Genomic DNA, 17355 nt, shown 5'->3' with positions numbered 1-17355 from the left:
CCACCGACCCTTTCAACCGCCACCGATCTGACACCCGATTCATTCATTCAAAACTTCACCGGTCACTCCGATGTCCGCTTCAAACAAAACGCAAAAGTCCCTGCCACGCACGCTCGCGGCGTACACGATCCTGGTGCTCGGATTGGCCGTCTCGGCACGGCTGATCTTCGGCGGGCCGTTGCTGCGAACCGAATCGACCACCGGCACAGACGCGGCGACTGAGTCCACGACACTGGCATCGCTTGAACCGAGCGAACCCTCGCAACACGGCGCGACGACGCGCCCGATCGAATCCATCCGTGTCGGCGATCGTGTCCTGGCCGAAAATCCGGAGATCGCACAGGAGACGCGCGAAACTTGGAAAGAACCCGACTGGACCGACTGGGTTCAACTCACGCTCGAAATGCCGCTTTCGACACAAGACGATGACGCGGATCCGCCGGTCCTGCAAATCGAAATCTTGCGTCCGGAACAGTGGTTCATTGAGCAGGTTGGGCTGGTTGTCGCCGAACGTGAACCGGAACTGGCGGGCGTCGCGAGCGAGCGTCCCGCGACTCAAGCGACTGCGGAGCCATGGCACGACTCCGTCCCCTATTCACCCCTGCGCGACGCGTACCGTCATGTCGTTGACGTTCACGCATTGGCCGCGGCTGTTGAGGTGGACGTCTTGGGACTGACCGTCGAAATGGATCTGCCCGAAATGGGAGCGGTCGGCACGGCAGTGCTGAAATCGCTGCAACCGTGTCCCCCGGTGAAATCTTCGGCGGGGCAAGTCGTCACCGCGACCTTCGCGCATCCGCCGACCACGCAGGTGTTGGAAGTCGTGTTCGAGGGAGAGTCGGAGAGGATCGGCGTGACGGACAACCACCTGTTTTGGTCAGTCGATCGCCAGGCATTTGTGCCGATCGGAAAAATGGAAATCGGCGAACGCGTCGTCACGTTCCACGGCGACACCAAACGGATCGAAAGTCGCCTGCCCCGTCCCGGACCGCAGTTGGTCTACAACCTCGAAGTCTACGGTGAACACGTCTACTTCGTCGGTGATCAGGGACTGCTGGTTCATAATGCGTATTCGACACCGAACCGCCCGAATGCTGCACTGGAAGGGAGAATGGTAACCGGTCGCACCAACAAGGCAGGAGAAGCCCTCAACGATCTGTTTGAATTTGCAAATCCCACGCGTGCATCTCGACAAGGTCTCGGATTCGCTGAGGAGCTTCACCATTTTTGGCCGAAGTGGCTCGGCGGACCTGAGGCGGGGCCACTCTTGAATGTCCGCATGGGGATCCACCGTGGCGCTGGCGTCGGAATGCATCAGCGGCTAAACGATTATTTGGTCAGTTCGGGAATGGTCCCCAGAAATATGATCAACAACTCAGCTTGGGTGCGACAGAATCTCACGCCGAGTCAAATCAAACGTGCGCTGTATCAATTCTACAGGACCAACTATTCAAACTTGCCAGGTGTTCCAAAACTTCTCAACGATGCAGCAAAATCTGTAAAATTTTAAGATGATCAAAGAATACCGACTGGAGTTTATCTCGAAGAAACCTGCATCTCTCAAGTCCGCGTGGCAAGAGCTGCTTGTCGATGGCGTGCTCACGAATAGCCTGGGGATCCTAACAGGCGTATTTCCAGCTGATTCGCCACAACTACAAAGAGTTTTGGCGTTATACGAACGTGACAAGGAGACGCTAAATGTGCGTATGGAGTCTTCGTGCCGAGCAGTGTACGACGGAAATGATTTCGCTTCACACGCGCTCTTTAAGCTTTTTCCACAAGACGCGCAATTGATTCAACACGAACAGAGAATGCCTTTGTATTGCGAGGAATGTGGCAGAGGGATTGGATGCGAACGTGCCCGTTCGTTGTCGCTAGACAGTGACACGATTTCGCCGACTTGTCTGATCGCAATCACCACCGAAGGAGACCTGCTACTACGCGACGATCTTGTCGAAGAAATCAAGCGAGTTGACAGCCTTGACGAAGTTCAATTTGACGCTGTCGATGCTCCAAGCAGCTCGAAGAAGTGGCGATCGGTCGTGCAAGCGCCCGTGGCGTTAAGGGTTGGGGCACGCAACGGATTCTGTCAACGGTGCGGTGGTGCGATCAAGAGTGACGCGCTGCCAGAGATTGACGAAACGTACTCGAGTCAAATCATGCGGAACTTCATGCTCTCGCCAGACCGTCCTCGTCTTCCCTGTTTTTCCAAAGCGTTGGCCGACTGGCTGGTTGAATCAAGTGCCTGTGTGACATGGGATCAATTTAAACCGATCAAAACAATGGGATAGTCCGGTCAAAACAAAGGGGTCAGGTCTCTTTTATGTGGTTTTTCCTTCGATTAAACTGATGGCTTTGTCCTGGGATTGCGAGGAATCCGATGTCCAGAGCACCTCGAGCTGACGAAGCCGGTGGGTTGTACCATGCGTTGAATCGCGGCAATCTGCGCGCACCGATCTTCCACAAGGACGCCGACTATGTCGCCTTCGAAAAACTTCTCGGTGAAGGCTTGGAACGCTACCAGGTTCAACTTTTTGCTTATCAGTTGATGCCGAATCACTATCACCTCGTGCTGCGACCTTCCGTCGATGGTGAGATGAGTCGTTTCATGAAATGGATCGGCGGAACGCACACCATGCGTTATCACGCCCACTACGGTAGCGGTGGGACCGGGCACATCTACCAGCAGCGGTTCAAGAGTTTTCCGATTCAAGACGACGATCACTTTTTGACGGTCTGCCGTTACGTGGAGCGCAATGCACGCCGAGCCAAAATTGTCAAACGGGCCGAAGACTGGCGATGGGGGTCACTTTGGCGGTGGCTTGCCAAGCCGGCTCCGACACCGAACCTGCTTTCGCCCTGGCCGATGCCACGCGTACGAGGCTGGACAGATTGGGTCAATCAGCCGCTCGGAGAAGAGGAGCTTACCCAGGTCCGAAGGTCTGCCCATCGGGGAAGCCCGCTGGGCGACGAGGCATGGGTGGAATCGATCGCCCGACGCCTGAATCTTGAGTCAACGATGCGACCCAGAGGCCGACCGAGGGTTCGTCCGGCGCAAAATGCAAAAAAAGAGACCTGACCCCTTTAATACGGGGGCTGTTGAAGCACCACCGTGACAATTAATCTTGTGCGTTGTGAGCTTCGGTGAATTTGCTCTGCAATGAGGCAGACCACCGGATCGCATGGTTCACCAGTCGTAAAGTCGATGTCAAGCCAAACGAATCTTCCCGACTACGGGCGTACCTTTCCACTCTATGTGCCGCCCATCGATTGGTTTTTTCTGATCGACGACAGTCCCGAGTACACGATGTCCTTCTTCCTGGATCTCGATTTTTCGGGACGGTTGGATCAGGGCATCTTTCAGGACGCGCTCGAGGAGGCGTTGTCTCGCCACCCGCTGTTGTTCTGTGTCATCGAACTGGCCAAAAAGAATCGGCTCTGCTGGGTGCCCGCGCCCGACAAAGTGCCGCCGGTCGATTGGGCCGACGGTGACGTGCCGCTGGAGTTCAAAAACAACGGCTACATCGACATCCGAACCGAAACGGGACTCCGTGTTTGGGTCCGACAGTCCGCCGATTCGGCGCGGGTCACGATGCAGTTTCACCACTCGGCCTGCGACGGCACCGGCGGCTATCGCTTCGTCGGTGACCTGCTCGGCTGCTACATGAAACGGTTGCCCAGTTGCGAGGGCAAGGTCGAACTGGGGAATTTCGACACCGCATTGTTAAAGGTGCGTCGCTCGAAAATGCGCAGCATCCGCATTCACGACAGCGGATTCAAAAAACTGAAAATCGCGATCGCCGAAGGCTGGAATCATCTGCGCACCCGCACCGCCCCGCTGCGGCCGCCGGCCAATCCGCCCGGCAATTTCGTGTTGCCCGGGATGGTCAAGCAAGAATTCTCCTCCGGCGACCTGGCGACCCTGCGGACCGCCGCGACGTCCCAGGGCGGCACGCTGAATGACTTGTTCCTGTGCAAGATGTTTCAGGCGGCGCTGAAGTGGAACGGGCCGACCACCGGATCTCGCAAAATTCGGTTGCTGGTCCCGGCGGACATGCGCGACGGCCAAGATTTCGAGATCCCGGCGTGCAACATGACCGCGTGCACGTTCGTCACCAAGTCGGCCGCCGAAATCGAAGACGACACGCGGCTGATGGATTTGGTCATCAAGGACACGCTGGCGCTCAAAAACGGCGCACCCCAATCGGCATTCGTCAACGCGCTGACGTCGGCGATGGAAGGGACGGTGTTGCAAAAACTGCTCAAGCACGGCGGTTGCCTGGCCACCGGCGTCTTTTCCAACGCCGGTGACCCCTCGCGTCGATTCACCGGGCGTTTGCCCAAGAAACGCGGCAAAATCGCCTGCGATGAATTCACGCTCGAAGCCATCACCGGCGTGCCACCGCTACGCAGGCACACCCGCAGCACGCTTTCATCGAGCATCTACGGCCGCAAGCTGAGCTTTTCCCTTCGCTGTGATCCCTACCTGTTCGGCGAAAGCGACACCAAAGAGCTGCTGGAATTGTTCTGCGATCAACTCAGGCCGCTGATCGACAAGGCGTGATGGTCGGCGTTTGTGAGATAGGCTTCCCGCCTGTCATTATTCCCTCCCCTCGTTCCAAGGCTCCGCCTCGGAACGCGATGTCGGTGTAACTCGGGACGTCGATTGTATGAGTGGCGGAGTTGATCGTAGCGGAAGTCGTCGAGACTTTCGCGAGCCGCCGGCCCTCTCTGGCGTTTGCTTGCTGCGCAAACGCCGTCTCTCCCAGAGTGAGAGAGTCTAAATCGGTTGCCAAATCCTGCATTAATACAATGGACGTCCCCCGCAACACGTTGCTCGCGACCGGGAGGCGGAGCCTCCAAGACACTGTGTTCCCAGGCAGAGCCTGGGAACAAGGAGCCACGCGCCGCTCGCTCACGCTTCCCGCTGAAGTGCGCGCTCCTCTTCGTCGTTAATCCCCAACGAATAGGCAAACCGCCCCAGCATCGCGGCGTACAGGAACGCGATCACGACGCACAGTGCCGAACCGATGCCCGCGTACAGCGGCTCCGGTGGCGCGAACCAAAAATACACAAGCGGCGCGGCGAGCGTCGCGCCGGCGGCAAAATAAAAGACCCGGCATTCACGACGCGACCGTTTGAAGCCCCGGAACACGTCCAAGGAAATCGGTGCCATGACCGTCTGGTTGTCCAAGATCGACAACACGACATAGGGAAAGACCAAATGGGCGCCGAACAGCATCAGTCCGACCGTGACCAACGCGCGGGACGAAAACAGCGTGGCCAGAAACAGCGCCGGAGTCACCGAGCAAACGAGCGCCGCGCCGACGATCAGGCAGGATTCCAACCAGGCGTACAGATCGATCGTCGGCCAGTCTTCCACGGTCCGGCTGCCGTTGGCGACCGAATGAACGATTGCCAGGCCACAGGTCATCGCCAATGAAAACGCGATCGCCATGAAGGGAAAGGTGGCGAAACCGAGCCGCGGCCGCGCGACCGTTCCCGCCACCGGCAAGGCCAATAGCAGCGCCACCGCGACCAGATGAATCACGACGCCCGGATCGATGAAGACACTCAAAATGGATTTCGTCCAGCTGCTCATCGCGTTTTCTTCGCGGCTGAGTTTCTGGTCCTCCGCTTCGACATCGACTTCCGCCGATTTCATCACCGATTCAATCACCAAGCCGGCGTTCTCGGTGCGCCGCTCGAAAGGATGGGATTCGCCGCTGGGGATTGGATCCGGGAATGCATTCGACGCCAGGGGCGACGCCAGGGCCGGCGATGAAGGCGACACCAGCTTCTTGGGAGGTCGCGGGACTTTGACCCGGCTGTGGCAATCGTTGCAGCGCACCGTGCTGCCGACCTGGCTGACGCTGACGTACTTGACGCTCTCGCACTTGGGGCAGCGGACGCGGAATTGCTCGGTGTCCGGCAAAGATTGTGGCGCGTCGGGCGGCGCGAAGTTCAAATCGGACGGCAAATCCTTCAGCCCCAGCCAATCTTCGTCTTGATGCGTCGCGGCGACACTCTCGGCGGCATGCTGGGTGACCGGGGCGGTCGAAAAGGGTTGGGAGCACGCCGGGCACCGCACCCGTCGACCGGCCTGACTCTCGCTGACCGAAACACGGACATTGCATTTCGGACAGTGAACAATTTGTGACATGACCGCCGCAGAGAAACCGTATTACGTTGAATCGAACGGACGCCGGGGTTGGTGTGCAGGCTGTTGGGACCGTTGTACGACGTCCTTTCTAGGTCGTCGTCGAGAGTCCAACGGACGACGGCCCGGAAGGGCCATCGTACTCGAAAAACCGGTCTCCTAAGCTGGACGCCTAAAGGCTCCACACCAACGGTTGCGAAATCCTCTATTCGCTATTACGGTGCCATTCGGTTCTACATTGGGGCGCGCCATTCACATTTATTTTGGCAGACGTTCATCATACAGCATGATCGACCGCACGATGCTCAGCAAGTTATCGCTCCGCCGAATCGTTCGTACCCGCTTGCCCTCGGTATCGTAAACGACGGATCCGATTCCATCGGCTTGGCCATAACGCTCCGAAATCCTCGCCTCCTGGTTGTCAATCGCGATCGGGAAATCAAACTTTTCCAAGGTTTGATCGTCTAGTGCGGAATCCGTCACCCTGGTCAAGACACCCACGACCGCCAACCCGCGATCACCGTAAAACTGTTTGCAGAGCTGCGTCTCCTTCAATTGGAACGGATGCCAGGCAAAGGAGATCAAGACGAAACGTCCTGGCATTGCCTCGACATCAATCCGCCGTTCATCGATCCATGTGGCTGGGCCGAGGGGCTTAATCCGCGGAGGTGCTTCTTGGTAGGCGGACGTCGTTCCTAATTCAGTCAGCAATTTGGAACCGACTTCCAATTCGACGGAATCAGACGGCAGGTTGGACACGGAATACCAATCGCTGCTTGATTCGGCACGCTGACCAAAGCGAGCGCGGCTTTCCCCTTCGGCGATCAACCGATACTCGAGACCTTCGCTGAGTCCGGCAAACTGAATAAAGCCGTATTCATCGGTGAAGTCTCTCAGCAGCGTGGTCCGGAAACTGCCTCTCCCGCTTCCGGCCAGACTGTCACCCCTGACTCCTAGCCCCACCATCAGGCCGGGCAGCGTCTTGCCGATGCCGTCGCGAAGCACGCCGTGGATGACGCCTTCCGGTGAAAGTCGAATTCGAAGTGTTTCCGTCTCGGTCGCGGAAGCGACGAAACGGGAGAGTCGCTGGTAGGGGTGAAACACATGAATCCTTGTTTGCCCACGCCTGCCGGGTTCGAGTTCAAACTCCCCGTTTTCATCGGCGATGATCGGTGATCGGCGAAGATCGGGAACGATGATTGCTCCGGGGACGGGCTCTCCCGACGCGGTCATCACTTTGCCTCGAATCATCGATTCCGGTTCGACGGTCATCGGATCGATCGAGACGGTTTGTGACGCCACGACGTCGACGGACACTCTTGTCTCGGACGCTTTCCACTCTCCAGACGACTCTGACACCGAAACGAGATACTCCCCTTCGGCAAGCCTACAGCTGTAGTGACCGTCAGCATCGGTTCGAGCAAATTTGATCACGCGTTTGGATCGGACGAATTGCACACCGACGTCGGGCAAGCCTTTGCCGGTCCTCGCATGGACGACCTTTCCTTCGGCGATACCCGTCCGGTGCAACGTAAATGCAAACTCATTCTCTGTGGTGTCGTAGAAGTACCACGGCAACCCTTCAAGCGTCGGGTGTTCGATCGTGATCGTCGTGTGTTTGTCTCGCAACCTGGCTTCCACCACACCGCTGGTGTCGACGTCGAACTGTAAAACCGAATGACCACCGTCTTCCGAAATGGTTGCGTCGATTGTCGCCTGGTCGATCAGATCGGGGTCGCTTTCACTTGTCACGACGAAGCGAACTTTGTCACCTTTTTCGATGACCGCTCGCAGTGGTTCGGAACCGAATTCGACCTTCCACAACGGTGTTGCCGCGTACTCGGTATGGGACAGTCGGAGGTCGTAGTTGCGAGACCGGTCAATCGCCGGGATCGTCAGATTCCCCGCAGCGTCCGAGCGGGGCAGATCGACCCCGAATTGTTCCCAGTCTTCCGCGAACAGGTAAAGGTTGCTGGCGTGAGCCCCGTTGGTATTGAGCTGCTCAAGCAGGGCACCGGCAACCGGTTCGCCTTGTTCATTCACGACGTTGATCACGCAGGCGTCGGCGGGCACCAGCGACACATCGATGTCGACCGAGTCGGCCAGGTGACCAGCCTGCGGTGGGTAGCGGTACAGGTTCTTCTGCCCGATTGCGTACCCCGGTGAATAAACACGAACGGAAATGTAGGACATTTCCGATGGTTGGACCGGCAGGTCGTTAAACCGATAGCGCCCGGCTTTGTCCGTTTTGCCGGTGGTTCGAAACAGTTGGCGGTCTTCGCCGACCCGGTGCACTAACAGCACCGTCGCATCTGGGATTGGTTGCCCCTGTTCGTTTCGCACCGTTCCTTGAATCTGCGTCTCCGGTTGCGCATCGTTTGGATTCGCATCGGCATCGTCCGTCTCAGCCGGAGCGGATCCGTCCGCCGGTTGGTTTGCCGGGGGCTGGTTCGCCGGCGATTGGGGCGTTTCATTCGCCCACGCCATCGACGCCAGACTGCCCAGTCCGACTGCGATGCACGTCGCCATCGCAACCACGATCCAGCCGCGCGCCGAGACCCGCGTCGCACGGTTGCGACGTCGGTCTAACAAAGATGCCACGCGATGTTCGAGTTTCCACTGCGACGAAAACAGGCCGGCGACGCTGCTCGGTGCCCAGCGTCCACAACGACGCTCCGCAAATTCCAGCAACGTTTGACTGTATTGAGTCCCATCGCTATCCGCCAACACATAATTGTCGCAAACATCCTCGCGGGCCTGGGCGAGTCGCCGATTGACGCGATAGACCAGCGGATGCCACCAATACAGTGCCGCGGCAAGGTGTTGAAGCAAAACGACAAACTGATCGCGCCGGACGACATGGGCCAGTTTATGGATCATCACTTCACGCATCTGTTGTCGCGTCGCGGTGCTCGGCATTTCAGCGGGCAACACAACGTGCGGATGAAGGATTCCCGCCGCCATCGGCGTATCGATACGATCGGATGTCACCAACGCGATTCGGGTTCCATCCGCGCCCACGTGTTTGCAGGCGTCCGCAAACGCATCCAGTAGGCGGGGGGTGGAGACCGGATGCGCGGCCTGCATAAGCTGTCGAACACGCAGCAAACTGACGGTCAATCGAAGCAGCAAAACCATGCTGCCAAGGCACCAGGTCGCCAGCGCGACCGGTGTGAAGGCGTGCAACACGTCCAACCATCGCGGTTGAGCTTCTGGTGCCGGTGTCGCTGTCTGCACTTCGGCTTGCAGCGTTCGCGATGCCAACGAAATCGGTTGGTTTGCACCATCGATCGCGTCAGCCATCTCGTCTGGCAATTCAACTGCAGCCGAGGCCGTTACCGTGTGCGGTCGACGAATGACTTCGTCTGTCGGCATTTGACGCGGCGCGGTGATATGACGCTCGAACGATGGCGATTCGACCGATTCGGGTTCGACCGTGGACTGGTTTTGGCCGATCCAACTGACTCGTCGCCATCCTGGATCCATTTGCTGCAACACGACGACCGAGATCGGGCTGAACAAGATCAAGACGATCGCTGTGAGATTGATCCAGTGTCGAAACGCCGCAAGCCGACCGGCGGCTGCGTCGAAGCAGGCCGCGACGATCAGAATGATGGTGACGTGCAAAACCAAACTGCCGCCCCAATTCAGGTCAAAGAAGCTCATGATCACTTCCCTCGGCGTTTACCGCGTTTGGGGGTTGGGTTGTCTGCCACATTCGACGAGGAACCCGACTCGAGTTCTGCGTCTTGAATCATCTTGCGAATCCGCTGCGATTCTTCGCTGGTCAAACCGCGGTGTTCAATCAGCGCGTTGACCATGTCCTCGGGCGAACCGGCAAAGAATCGATCGATCAGTTGTGACACCTTCACGCCGAGCGATCGTTTGCGTTCCCGCACCGCCGAATAGACGAACGTCCGGCCCTGTTTGCGGTGTTGCAGCCATCCCTTTTCTTCCAAACGCACGATCGTCGTCTGCACCGTATTGCGGGCGACGCTGCGGCCCTGGTCCTGCAACTGCTCACGCACCTGGCTGACGGTGGCTTCACCGTGTTGCCAGAAAATCTCCATCAGCTCCCGCTGCGCGGCGGTTAACGGTGGTGGCTCGGCCCGTTTCATCGACTCTCTCCCGATCGGCATTCTGACTACACGTTGTAGGCATTGTTGCCGACAATGTGTAGGCGATGCAACAGGGAGTTGCCGGAATTCTCAAAAACGCGTTTGGGCCGTCGGAGGATGCACAGACGCAAGGCACCCCATCTGCTGTTAGGAATCGCCAGACTCAACGACCTCGCCGTCAAACGGAGCGTCTGCGCTGCTCCAATACTTGGCCAAGAAATACACCGTCGCAATGATGCCCCAGCCAAGTCCAATGATCACACCGAAATCCAAGATGCCGCGCCACGGTTGTGGGATGAATCGAAATAGCACGACGATCGAGGCGATCAGAATCAATAGCACCACTCCTGTGAGTCGACGCTTGCGCGGTGCGTGAAAAAACGCCATGCAGAATAGCGGTGCCAACAGCAATCGTAGTGGCGTCGAGCGCTCACGCAGATACACCGAACGGGCCGCGACACGCGGCGAAAAAGCTCGCTGGAAGCCTCTGTAACCTTCGCTGTACGCCATGAACGCGGTCCACAGAATAAGCACCAGGTAGTGTTCCAGGTTCCATGAGTGCGTGACCGCTCCGCGGGTTTGATGGAACATGCGGAAGACGGCGTATGAGAGAACCGCGACGGTGCCAGCGACTCCCCATAGTGCCGCGATGGTGCCCAGTTTCCGATTCAGAAACATCTGTGTCGCTCGCGTACCTAGATTGACCTCCATGTGAATCGTCTCGGTGTTGACGAGTCACTGCACCAGAATAGAGCATAGTGGAGCGTAGTATGCGAAGGCACACCAAGACCTTTTTGTCAGTCGAGCCCTCGAGTTAGTCGGAATGGGGCGTGCGAAAAAGCGTCCGCGCGAGCCATCGCCCTCCTGCTCCCTGCGGGGGATATCGATTCTTTTACTGCAGGGATTTGGCCACCGATTTAGATTCTCTCCCCCTGGGGGTTCTTCGTGAATTTTAGTGGCTAATCGCTCAGGACCCAGGTTTTTCGAGGCATTGCTGCGATGTCCGAATGGGGAGAGCGAGGACAAACGCTCGGTTCAAACGACCCTCCGCCGACACGGGGGCCGGCGGAGGGCACGAAGCACCTTCGGCGCATTGCAGACCAGGTGATTCCTTGGCGGGTTGCTCCTCAGCCGCCGCAGGCCACAAGTGACCAAATGATTCCGAGGAACTGGGTGTGAGGATTATCATGTCGGATACGCGGCGGGTCGTGGAGGCCGTTCTCTACGTGGTGCTTCGTGCCCGCTTCTCAGCCTGGTCCCGGGAGTTTGCTTGAAAATGGCATTGGTGGCTCGCCTCACGGCGTTGACCCCGTTTGAGAGAATAACAGAGCCCTACTCCCGCGCCTGCCGCGTTTTTCCGTTGAAGTCACCTTTCGGAGTTCCGCCATGGCCAAGAAGAAATCCTCTGGGAAACCTAAGCGTCGATCACGTGGTGGGTTTCCGATTGACAACGCACCCGTTCCACAATCACTTGACACAATCAACTTGAACGCTGCCGGCATCGATATTGGTTCGACCCAGCACTATGTTGCCGTGCCCTCCGATCGCGACTCATCACACGTTCGCTGCTTCGGCACCTTTACATCCGATCTGGCGTCGCTCGCAGATTGGTTGGAAGAGTGCGGCAATTTGTGTTCTGCGTTCTTACATGCGGCAACGAGCCATGCTCGTCGCCAACGCGAGCGAGCATATCCAACGGATGCAGAAGGCGATGATGGAAATGAATGTCCAGCTCCATCACGTCATTTCGGACATCACCGGCACCACTGGCCTTGCCATTTTGGATGCCATTGTTGCGGGCAGTCGAGACCCTCACCTACTCGCAAAACTTCGCGATCCAAGGTGCAAAAATGACGAGTCGACGATCGCGAAAGCTCTGGAAGGCAATTGGCGTGAAGAACATGTATTTGCGTTAAAACAGGCTCTGGAACTGTACCGTTTTTACGGTTCCAAACTGTCGGAAGTCGATTCCAAGCTTGAAGAACATTTGGGTACATTTTCCGACCGAAGTGACGGTGAGATTCTGCCGAAGCTGAAGGCTCCTAAAGCTGGAAGCAATAGCCCCCGGTTCGATATGCGCAATCAGCTCTACCGGGTGCTGGGCGTCGACATGACGACCATTGATGGGATTAGCGGTCAATCCGCAATCACACTGATTTCTGAAATCGGTACCGACATGAGTAGGTGGGCAACAGAGAAGCATTTCACTTCTTGGCTTTGCCTATGTCCGGGCAGTAAGAAGACAGGTGGGAAATTGCTCAGTGGTAAAACACGTACAAGTGCGAACCGAGCCGCCGCCGCACTTCGAACAGCCGCCGCGTCCCTGGCACGATCAAACTGCGCCTTAGGAGCGTTCTTTCGCAGGATCCGTTCCCGTCTTGGTTCACCCAAAGCGATCACGGCGACGGCCCACAAGCTCGCGAAAATAGTTTATGGGATGCTGAAGTACGGGAGGGAATATGTCGATGTCGGCAACGACTATTACGAACAGCAATACAAGAAGCGAGCAATGGAAAACCTGGCGAAACGGGCAGCTGCACTCAACCTGCGAGTGGTCCCCAATGAACTAGCTGGGTAGGAAGTTCCTTGAGAGCAGAGCCCGCCTCCGCTTCACCTGGCTTCGCCATCCTACCGAACAGAACAGAACCATCGGACATCGCAGTCATCCCTCAAAAAACCTTCCCCGAGTATTCGAGAGCACCCACGAAAATCCGCGAAGAACCCCCCTGCGAGAGAGGGCGTTTGCGCAGCAAGCAAACGCCAGAGAGGGCCGGCGCTGCAAAAGTCTTGGCGCCTTGCGCTACGATCAACTCCGCCACTTATGCAATTGACGTCCCGCGCAGCGACTGTGGGCGGCCGAAGCCTGCACACCAACGCCGTGGATGTCTAGCCTTCAGCCGATTCCGGGCAAGACCGTGATCGGCATGGGAATTGCGTCGATTCCGAATCCGCAGACGAATCGTTGTGGGGTGGTGGTGTTTCATCCACCGCGTCGCGATTCGATCGAAAGCCATTCAACCAAAACGAACCGCCTGATCGAGAATCGACCAATGTCAACCACGCCAATCCCACACCGAGCCAGTATGAATTCCCCGGCACCCTTGCCGAGAAGGTTTGGATGCTACATTTCAGCTCTGGTTTTTGCCATCGCTTTCATTCACGCCAGCGGCGAACTGAACGCACAGGAAACCGTGAATTCGAATGACCGCGTGCCCGGTTCGCGATCGATCGATGCGCTGTTGATCGAGTTGGACCAATTCCAGACGGATGAAAATCTTGATCCCGTCGACGCGGTGGCGATCGACGGGAAACCGATGTTGGGCGTCCTGCTGGACGACTCGCCGCTGGGCGTCGAAGTGGTGGGTGTGACCGATGGCCTTGCCGGCGACCGCGCCGGATTGATCAAGGGCGACAAGATCGTGCAGATCGATGAAGCGGATGTCGAGACGCCGGCGGACGCCCAGATGGCCCTCGCGAATCATCCGTTGGGTTCGCCCCTGCAATTGGTCTACATCCGCAACAATCGACGTTATGAGCGCGAGATTCGATTTACCGGTGCGTCGGACGCGGGGGGGCAAGCGGCCGATGCAGCCGCCTATCGAGTCACGAGCCTGGAGCGGGAAGTCGCGGTCTTGCGCCGACAAGTTGTCTTGTTGCGAGATGCGATTCGACTTCTCGCGGCGGATCATCACCATGATGCCGCTGAATAGACGGCGAACGTAACGCAAGCTTCCTGCTTGCGAATGCTGCGTGATCGCAAGCAGGATGCTTACCCCACTGCCGCTACCGCTTCGCCTTGGCCCGCGGTTTTGCCGGCAGCGGTTTGACCATCACGATCTCGGTGTCGTTGGCCAGTTTTTCACCGGGCGTGGTGCGACCGTCGTCGATGACTTTGCGCAACATCGCCTTCATCTTTGCCACGCGATCGGGATGTTCGGCGATCAAATTGTTTTGCTCGCCCGGGTCGGCTGCCAGGTCGTACAGCTGCATCGGCGGCATGCCGGACGGGTCATAGCGGCCCGGCCGTGGGCTGCTCCATCCGCCCGAGCCGGGGCACAGGCAAAGTTTCCAGTCGCCGTCACGGATCGCGAATTGGCCGCCGATCGATTGCGAGATGATCGAGTTCCGCGGCGGTTGATCGGCTTGGCCGAGCATGGTGGACAGGAACGACACGCTGTCTTCGGCGCCGTCGGCGGGAATCGTCGCGCCGGTGATTTCGGCCGCGGTGGCCAGGAAATCGATTTGACCGATCAGGTGTTCGGTGCGTGACCCCGGTTTGACTTTGCCGGGCCAGCGGACCACGAACGGGACGCGGTGCCCGCCCTCGTAGATGTCGGCTTTGTGTCCGCGATAGATGTAGTTTTGGTCGTGTCCGGCCGCTTCCAATTCGTTGATCTTCGCCGCGGGAGAACAACCGTTGTCGGTCGTGAACACGATCAGTGTTTCGTCGGCGATGTTGTTTTTGTCGAGCGCCTCGAGTACTTGTCCGACCGTCGCATCGACTTGCATGGTGAAGTCGCCGTAGACATTGATACCGCTCTTGCCGCGCCACTGGTCGGTGGGCACGATCGGCGTGTGCGGTGCGTTGAGCGGAAAGTAGATGAAGAAGGGCTGATCCGAATCGGCGTTGTCATTGATAAAGCGAACAGTTTCATCCGTGATTTTCGGCAACACGTCGACGGCTTCGAAGTTCGCACCGGCGGGGCCCTTGCGGTTGAACGCTTTGACGACGGTCGCCTTTTCGGTCGGGACGCGGTTGCGGACAAACACGTACGGGGGCATGTCGAGCGAGGCGCTGATGCCAAAGAAGTAGTCAAACCCCAGGTCGTTGGGGCCGTTTTGGATTTCGCCTTCGTAATCGACGTCCCAACCCTTGGCATAGGGTTTGGAAAAGTCGCCGCCGTCGTTGGCGGTGCCGCCAGCTTTCAGGGGCCAATCCCAGCCGAGGTGCCATTTGCCGATGCCGGCTGTTTTGTAGCCTTGGCTTTTCAGCATCGAGGCGATCGTCAGTCGGCCCGGAGAAATCAGCGGCTTGGAAAACCCGCCCAGCACGCCTTTCTGCAAATGCGTTCGCCAGTGATAGCGACCCGTCAGCACGCTGTAGCGTGTCGGCGTGCAAACCGAAGACGAAGTGTGGGCGTCGCCAAAGATCATGCCTTCGGCGGCAATCCGGTCGATGTTCGGTGTCGGGATTTTGGAATCCGGGTTGAGCGCCCCGACGTCGCCAAAACCTTGGTCATCGGCGAGAATAAAAATGATGTTCGGTCGATCGCTCGAGGCGGCTCGGACGATCGACACGTCGACAGTCAAGATGAAGAGTGCCGCGGCGGCAGCGAGAGCGAGCGACGCGAAACCGGATCGCAAAAACATATTAAATCTCATTACATGAAATAGATGGACGTTCGGTGTTGGTCACGAATTTGCGTTCCCCAGAGAACCTGCGGATCGAGGCCGGCAAATCGAATGATGCCCCAGTTGGGTGAGGAACCGAACGCGGTTCGGGCCCCCAGTTTCTTCGCTCGGGCTCCCAAAGTCAAATTGCGACACTTGCGGTGGATGGCGAATCCAAAACCGGACGTTATCCGCAAAACGCATCGCTTCCCTCTTTGGACCGAATTGTGACGCATTCCAAATGCCGGAATCGCTCGATGGTGTCACGGCAGACGGTTCACAATGGAAGGTCGCGAGCGATCAGGTAAGATAAAGCTGCGGGTCGGAATGTGCACCGATTCATCAGCTGTAGGAAAGTACATGCGTGTGACTGGGGCCGATAAAGACGAAATCACGTTGCTGTTGCAAAGCGATCGGGATGGGGAGGCGCTTTCGGAGAAGCTTTTCCCTCTGATTTATGGCGAATTGCGACGGATGGCGGCTGCGCAAATGGCGCGCGAGAAACCGGGACAGACGCTGCAGCCGACGGCGTTGGTCCACGAGGCATATCTCCGCCTGGTCGGCGATTCAGAAGTACGTTGGCAGAATCGTGCTCATTTTTTTTCCGCGGCGGCGCGGTCCATGCGTCAGATTTTGGTCAATCGGGCGGTAAAGAAAAAGGCACAAAAACATGGTGGCGATCTGCAACGCCTGCCGTTTGATGAAGCGTTCTTTTCCGATGAACCTCCGCCGGATCAGTTGTTGGCACTGGACGAGGCACTCCATCGATTGGAAGCGATTGACACGCGGAAGGGCCAAGTCGTCATGATGCGGTACTTTGGTGGTCTGAGCATCGAAGAAACCGCCACCGCGCTGGGGATGTCAGCGGCGACGGTCAAGCGGGAATGGCAGTTTTCTCGATCATGGCTGTATCGGGAAATGACGCGTGAGGGGAATCAAGGATCGTCGAAATAATACGTGGGATAGGCTTCCAGCCTGTCATGGCGAAAACGACAGGCTGGAAGCCTATCCCACACTCCATTCCCGTCACTTACCTTTTTCGGCGTCGGCAACCGAACCCGATGGCGGCCATCGCCAAGAGAGTTAGGCTGGAAGGTTCCGGAACCGCGACGACCCGTATGGTTGCGGTTTCGGACCCGAAAATCTGGTTGTCGAAATCAGCGTTGATGCCATCGAAAATCAACTCTTGAAATCCGGTGTCCGTTGTCGATGCAATGGTTGTTCCCTCGGCGATCCCGGTGAAGGTGAACGTCCCGATGGTGATCGACGTGGGACTGCCCGCCGGAGCAAGGACTCCGGACAGGTCGATGCTTTGCGCACTTAGCAACGGCATGCTTGGGTCCGACAAATCTGAAAATGTCGAGTCTTCGAAGCCGGTGCCGAATTGAATGGCGGTGACCGCTGCGGCGGGTGAATCGAGCAGCAATTGGACGTCGGCGATCATCAGTCCGTTGGCCGTCAGATCGACGGGCGTCGCCGGGTCAGTCTGCGTCAAGACAACGTCAATGTCGACCGATTCGCCAAGCGTGATGTCCGCATCGATGGGGTCAAAATGAAGGACAAGGCCTGCGCGGCCGACATCGGAAAACGCGACGACGATCGACAGGCACAGAAGGAAGTGTTTCAGGGGCTTTTGCATGATTCTCTACTTGTGAAGTGATGTGGACGAAAGGAGGCTCGGTGTTG

Annotated in this window: 12 protein-coding genes and 1 pseudogene; 7 read left to right on the top strand and 6 right to left on the bottom strand. The window is 57.7% G+C overall.

Going from position 1 to position 17355, the window contains the following annotated elements:
- Positions 1 to 70 precede the first annotated feature (70 nt).
- From Enr13x_RS34390 to Enr13x_RS34375, 4 genes are all read left to right on the top strand, one after another.
- The gene (locus Enr13x_RS34390; protein WP_145391408.1) at positions 71 to 1510 is read left to right on the top strand and encodes a polymorphic toxin-type HINT domain-containing protein; all 1440 of its coding nucleotides are present in this window, start codon (positions 71 to 73) and stop codon (positions 1508 to 1510) included.
- A 1-nt stretch (position 1511) separates the two neighbouring features.
- Positions 1512 to 2291 carry a hypothetical protein gene (locus Enr13x_RS34385; RefSeq protein WP_145391407.1) on the top strand — a complete coding sequence of 260 codons (780 nt, stop codon included), beginning with the start codon at positions 1512 to 1514 and terminating at the stop codon, positions 2289 to 2291.
- 89 nt (positions 2292 to 2380) lie between these two features.
- Positions 2381 to 3079, top strand: a complete 699-nt coding sequence (locus Enr13x_RS34380; protein WP_145391406.1) for a transposase — start codon at positions 2381 to 2383, stop codon at positions 3077 to 3079.
- A gap of 126 nt (positions 3080 to 3205) precedes the next feature.
- Entirely contained in the window at positions 3206 to 4564 is a 1359-nt protein-coding gene (locus Enr13x_RS34375; protein WP_145391405.1) for a hypothetical protein, read from the top strand.
- A gap of 351 nt (positions 4565 to 4915) precedes the next feature.
- Here the strand turns inward: Enr13x_RS34375 and Enr13x_RS34370 are convergent, their stop codons facing one another.
- The 4 genes from Enr13x_RS34370 to Enr13x_RS34355 form a co-directional block, all read right to left on the bottom strand.
- Positions 4916 to 6163 carry a hypothetical protein gene (locus Enr13x_RS34370; protein ID WP_145391404.1) on the bottom strand — a complete coding sequence of 416 codons (1248 nt, stop codon included), beginning with the start codon at positions 6161 to 6163 and terminating at the stop codon, positions 4916 to 4918.
- 255 nt (positions 6164 to 6418) lie between these two features.
- Positions 6419 to 9826 carry a M56 family metallopeptidase gene (locus tag Enr13x_RS34365; protein ID WP_145391403.1) on the bottom strand — a complete coding sequence of 1136 codons (3408 nt, stop codon included), beginning with the start codon at positions 9824 to 9826 and terminating at the stop codon, positions 6419 to 6421.
- 2 nt (positions 9827 to 9828) lie between these two features.
- The gene (locus Enr13x_RS34360) at positions 9829 to 10299 is read right to left on the bottom strand and encodes a BlaI/MecI/CopY family transcriptional regulator (RefSeq protein ID WP_390621052.1); all 471 of its coding nucleotides are present in this window, start codon (positions 10297 to 10299) and stop codon (positions 9829 to 9831) included.
- A gap of 126 nt (positions 10300 to 10425) precedes the next feature.
- Positions 10426 to 10989 (bottom strand): hypothetical protein, encoded by a 564-nt coding sequence (locus Enr13x_RS34355; RefSeq protein ID WP_145391401.1) that lies wholly within the window; start codon positions 10987 to 10989, stop codon positions 10426 to 10428.
- 732 nt (positions 10990 to 11721) lie between these two features.
- Here Enr13x_RS34355 and Enr13x_RS34350 point away from each other — a divergent pair.
- A pseudogene (locus Enr13x_RS34350) lies at positions 11722 to 12856 on the top strand (transposase).
- Positions 12857 to 13469: 613 nt separating this feature from the next.
- Positions 13470 to 13988, top strand: a complete 519-nt coding sequence (locus tag Enr13x_RS38610; protein WP_197455573.1) for a PDZ domain-containing protein — start codon at positions 13470 to 13472, stop codon at positions 13986 to 13988.
- Between the two features lie 73 nt (positions 13989 to 14061).
- Here the strand turns inward: Enr13x_RS38610 and Enr13x_RS34340 are convergent, their stop codons facing one another.
- Positions 14062 to 15648, bottom strand: coding sequence for a sulfatase family protein (locus Enr13x_RS34340; RefSeq protein ID WP_145391399.1), 1587 nt, complete (start codon positions 15646 to 15648; stop codon positions 14062 to 14064).
- Positions 15649 to 16029: 381 nt separating this feature from the next.
- Here Enr13x_RS34340 and Enr13x_RS34335 point away from each other — a divergent pair, with 381 nt between their 5' ends.
- Complete coding sequence (locus Enr13x_RS34335; RefSeq protein WP_145391398.1) at positions 16030 to 16623, top strand: sigma-70 family RNA polymerase sigma factor; 594 nt, start codon at positions 16030 to 16032, stop codon at positions 16621 to 16623.
- Positions 16624 to 16699: 76 nt separating this feature from the next.
- Here the strand turns inward: Enr13x_RS34335 and Enr13x_RS34330 are convergent, their stop codons facing one another.
- Positions 16700 to 17308 carry a PEP-CTERM sorting domain-containing protein gene (locus Enr13x_RS34330; protein ID WP_145391397.1) on the bottom strand — a complete coding sequence of 203 codons (609 nt, stop codon included), beginning with the start codon at positions 17306 to 17308 and terminating at the stop codon, positions 16700 to 16702.
- Positions 17309 to 17355: the final 47 nt, after the last annotated feature.

Origin of the sequence: Stieleria neptunia (assembly GCF_007754155.1) — a bacterium.
In the GTDB taxonomy this organism is placed as follows: domain Bacteria; phylum Planctomycetota; class Planctomycetia; order Pirellulales; family Pirellulaceae; genus Stieleria; species Stieleria neptunia.
The sequence above is the reverse complement of the archived record's forward strand: the minus strand, read 5'-3'. Positions and strand labels throughout refer to the sequence as shown.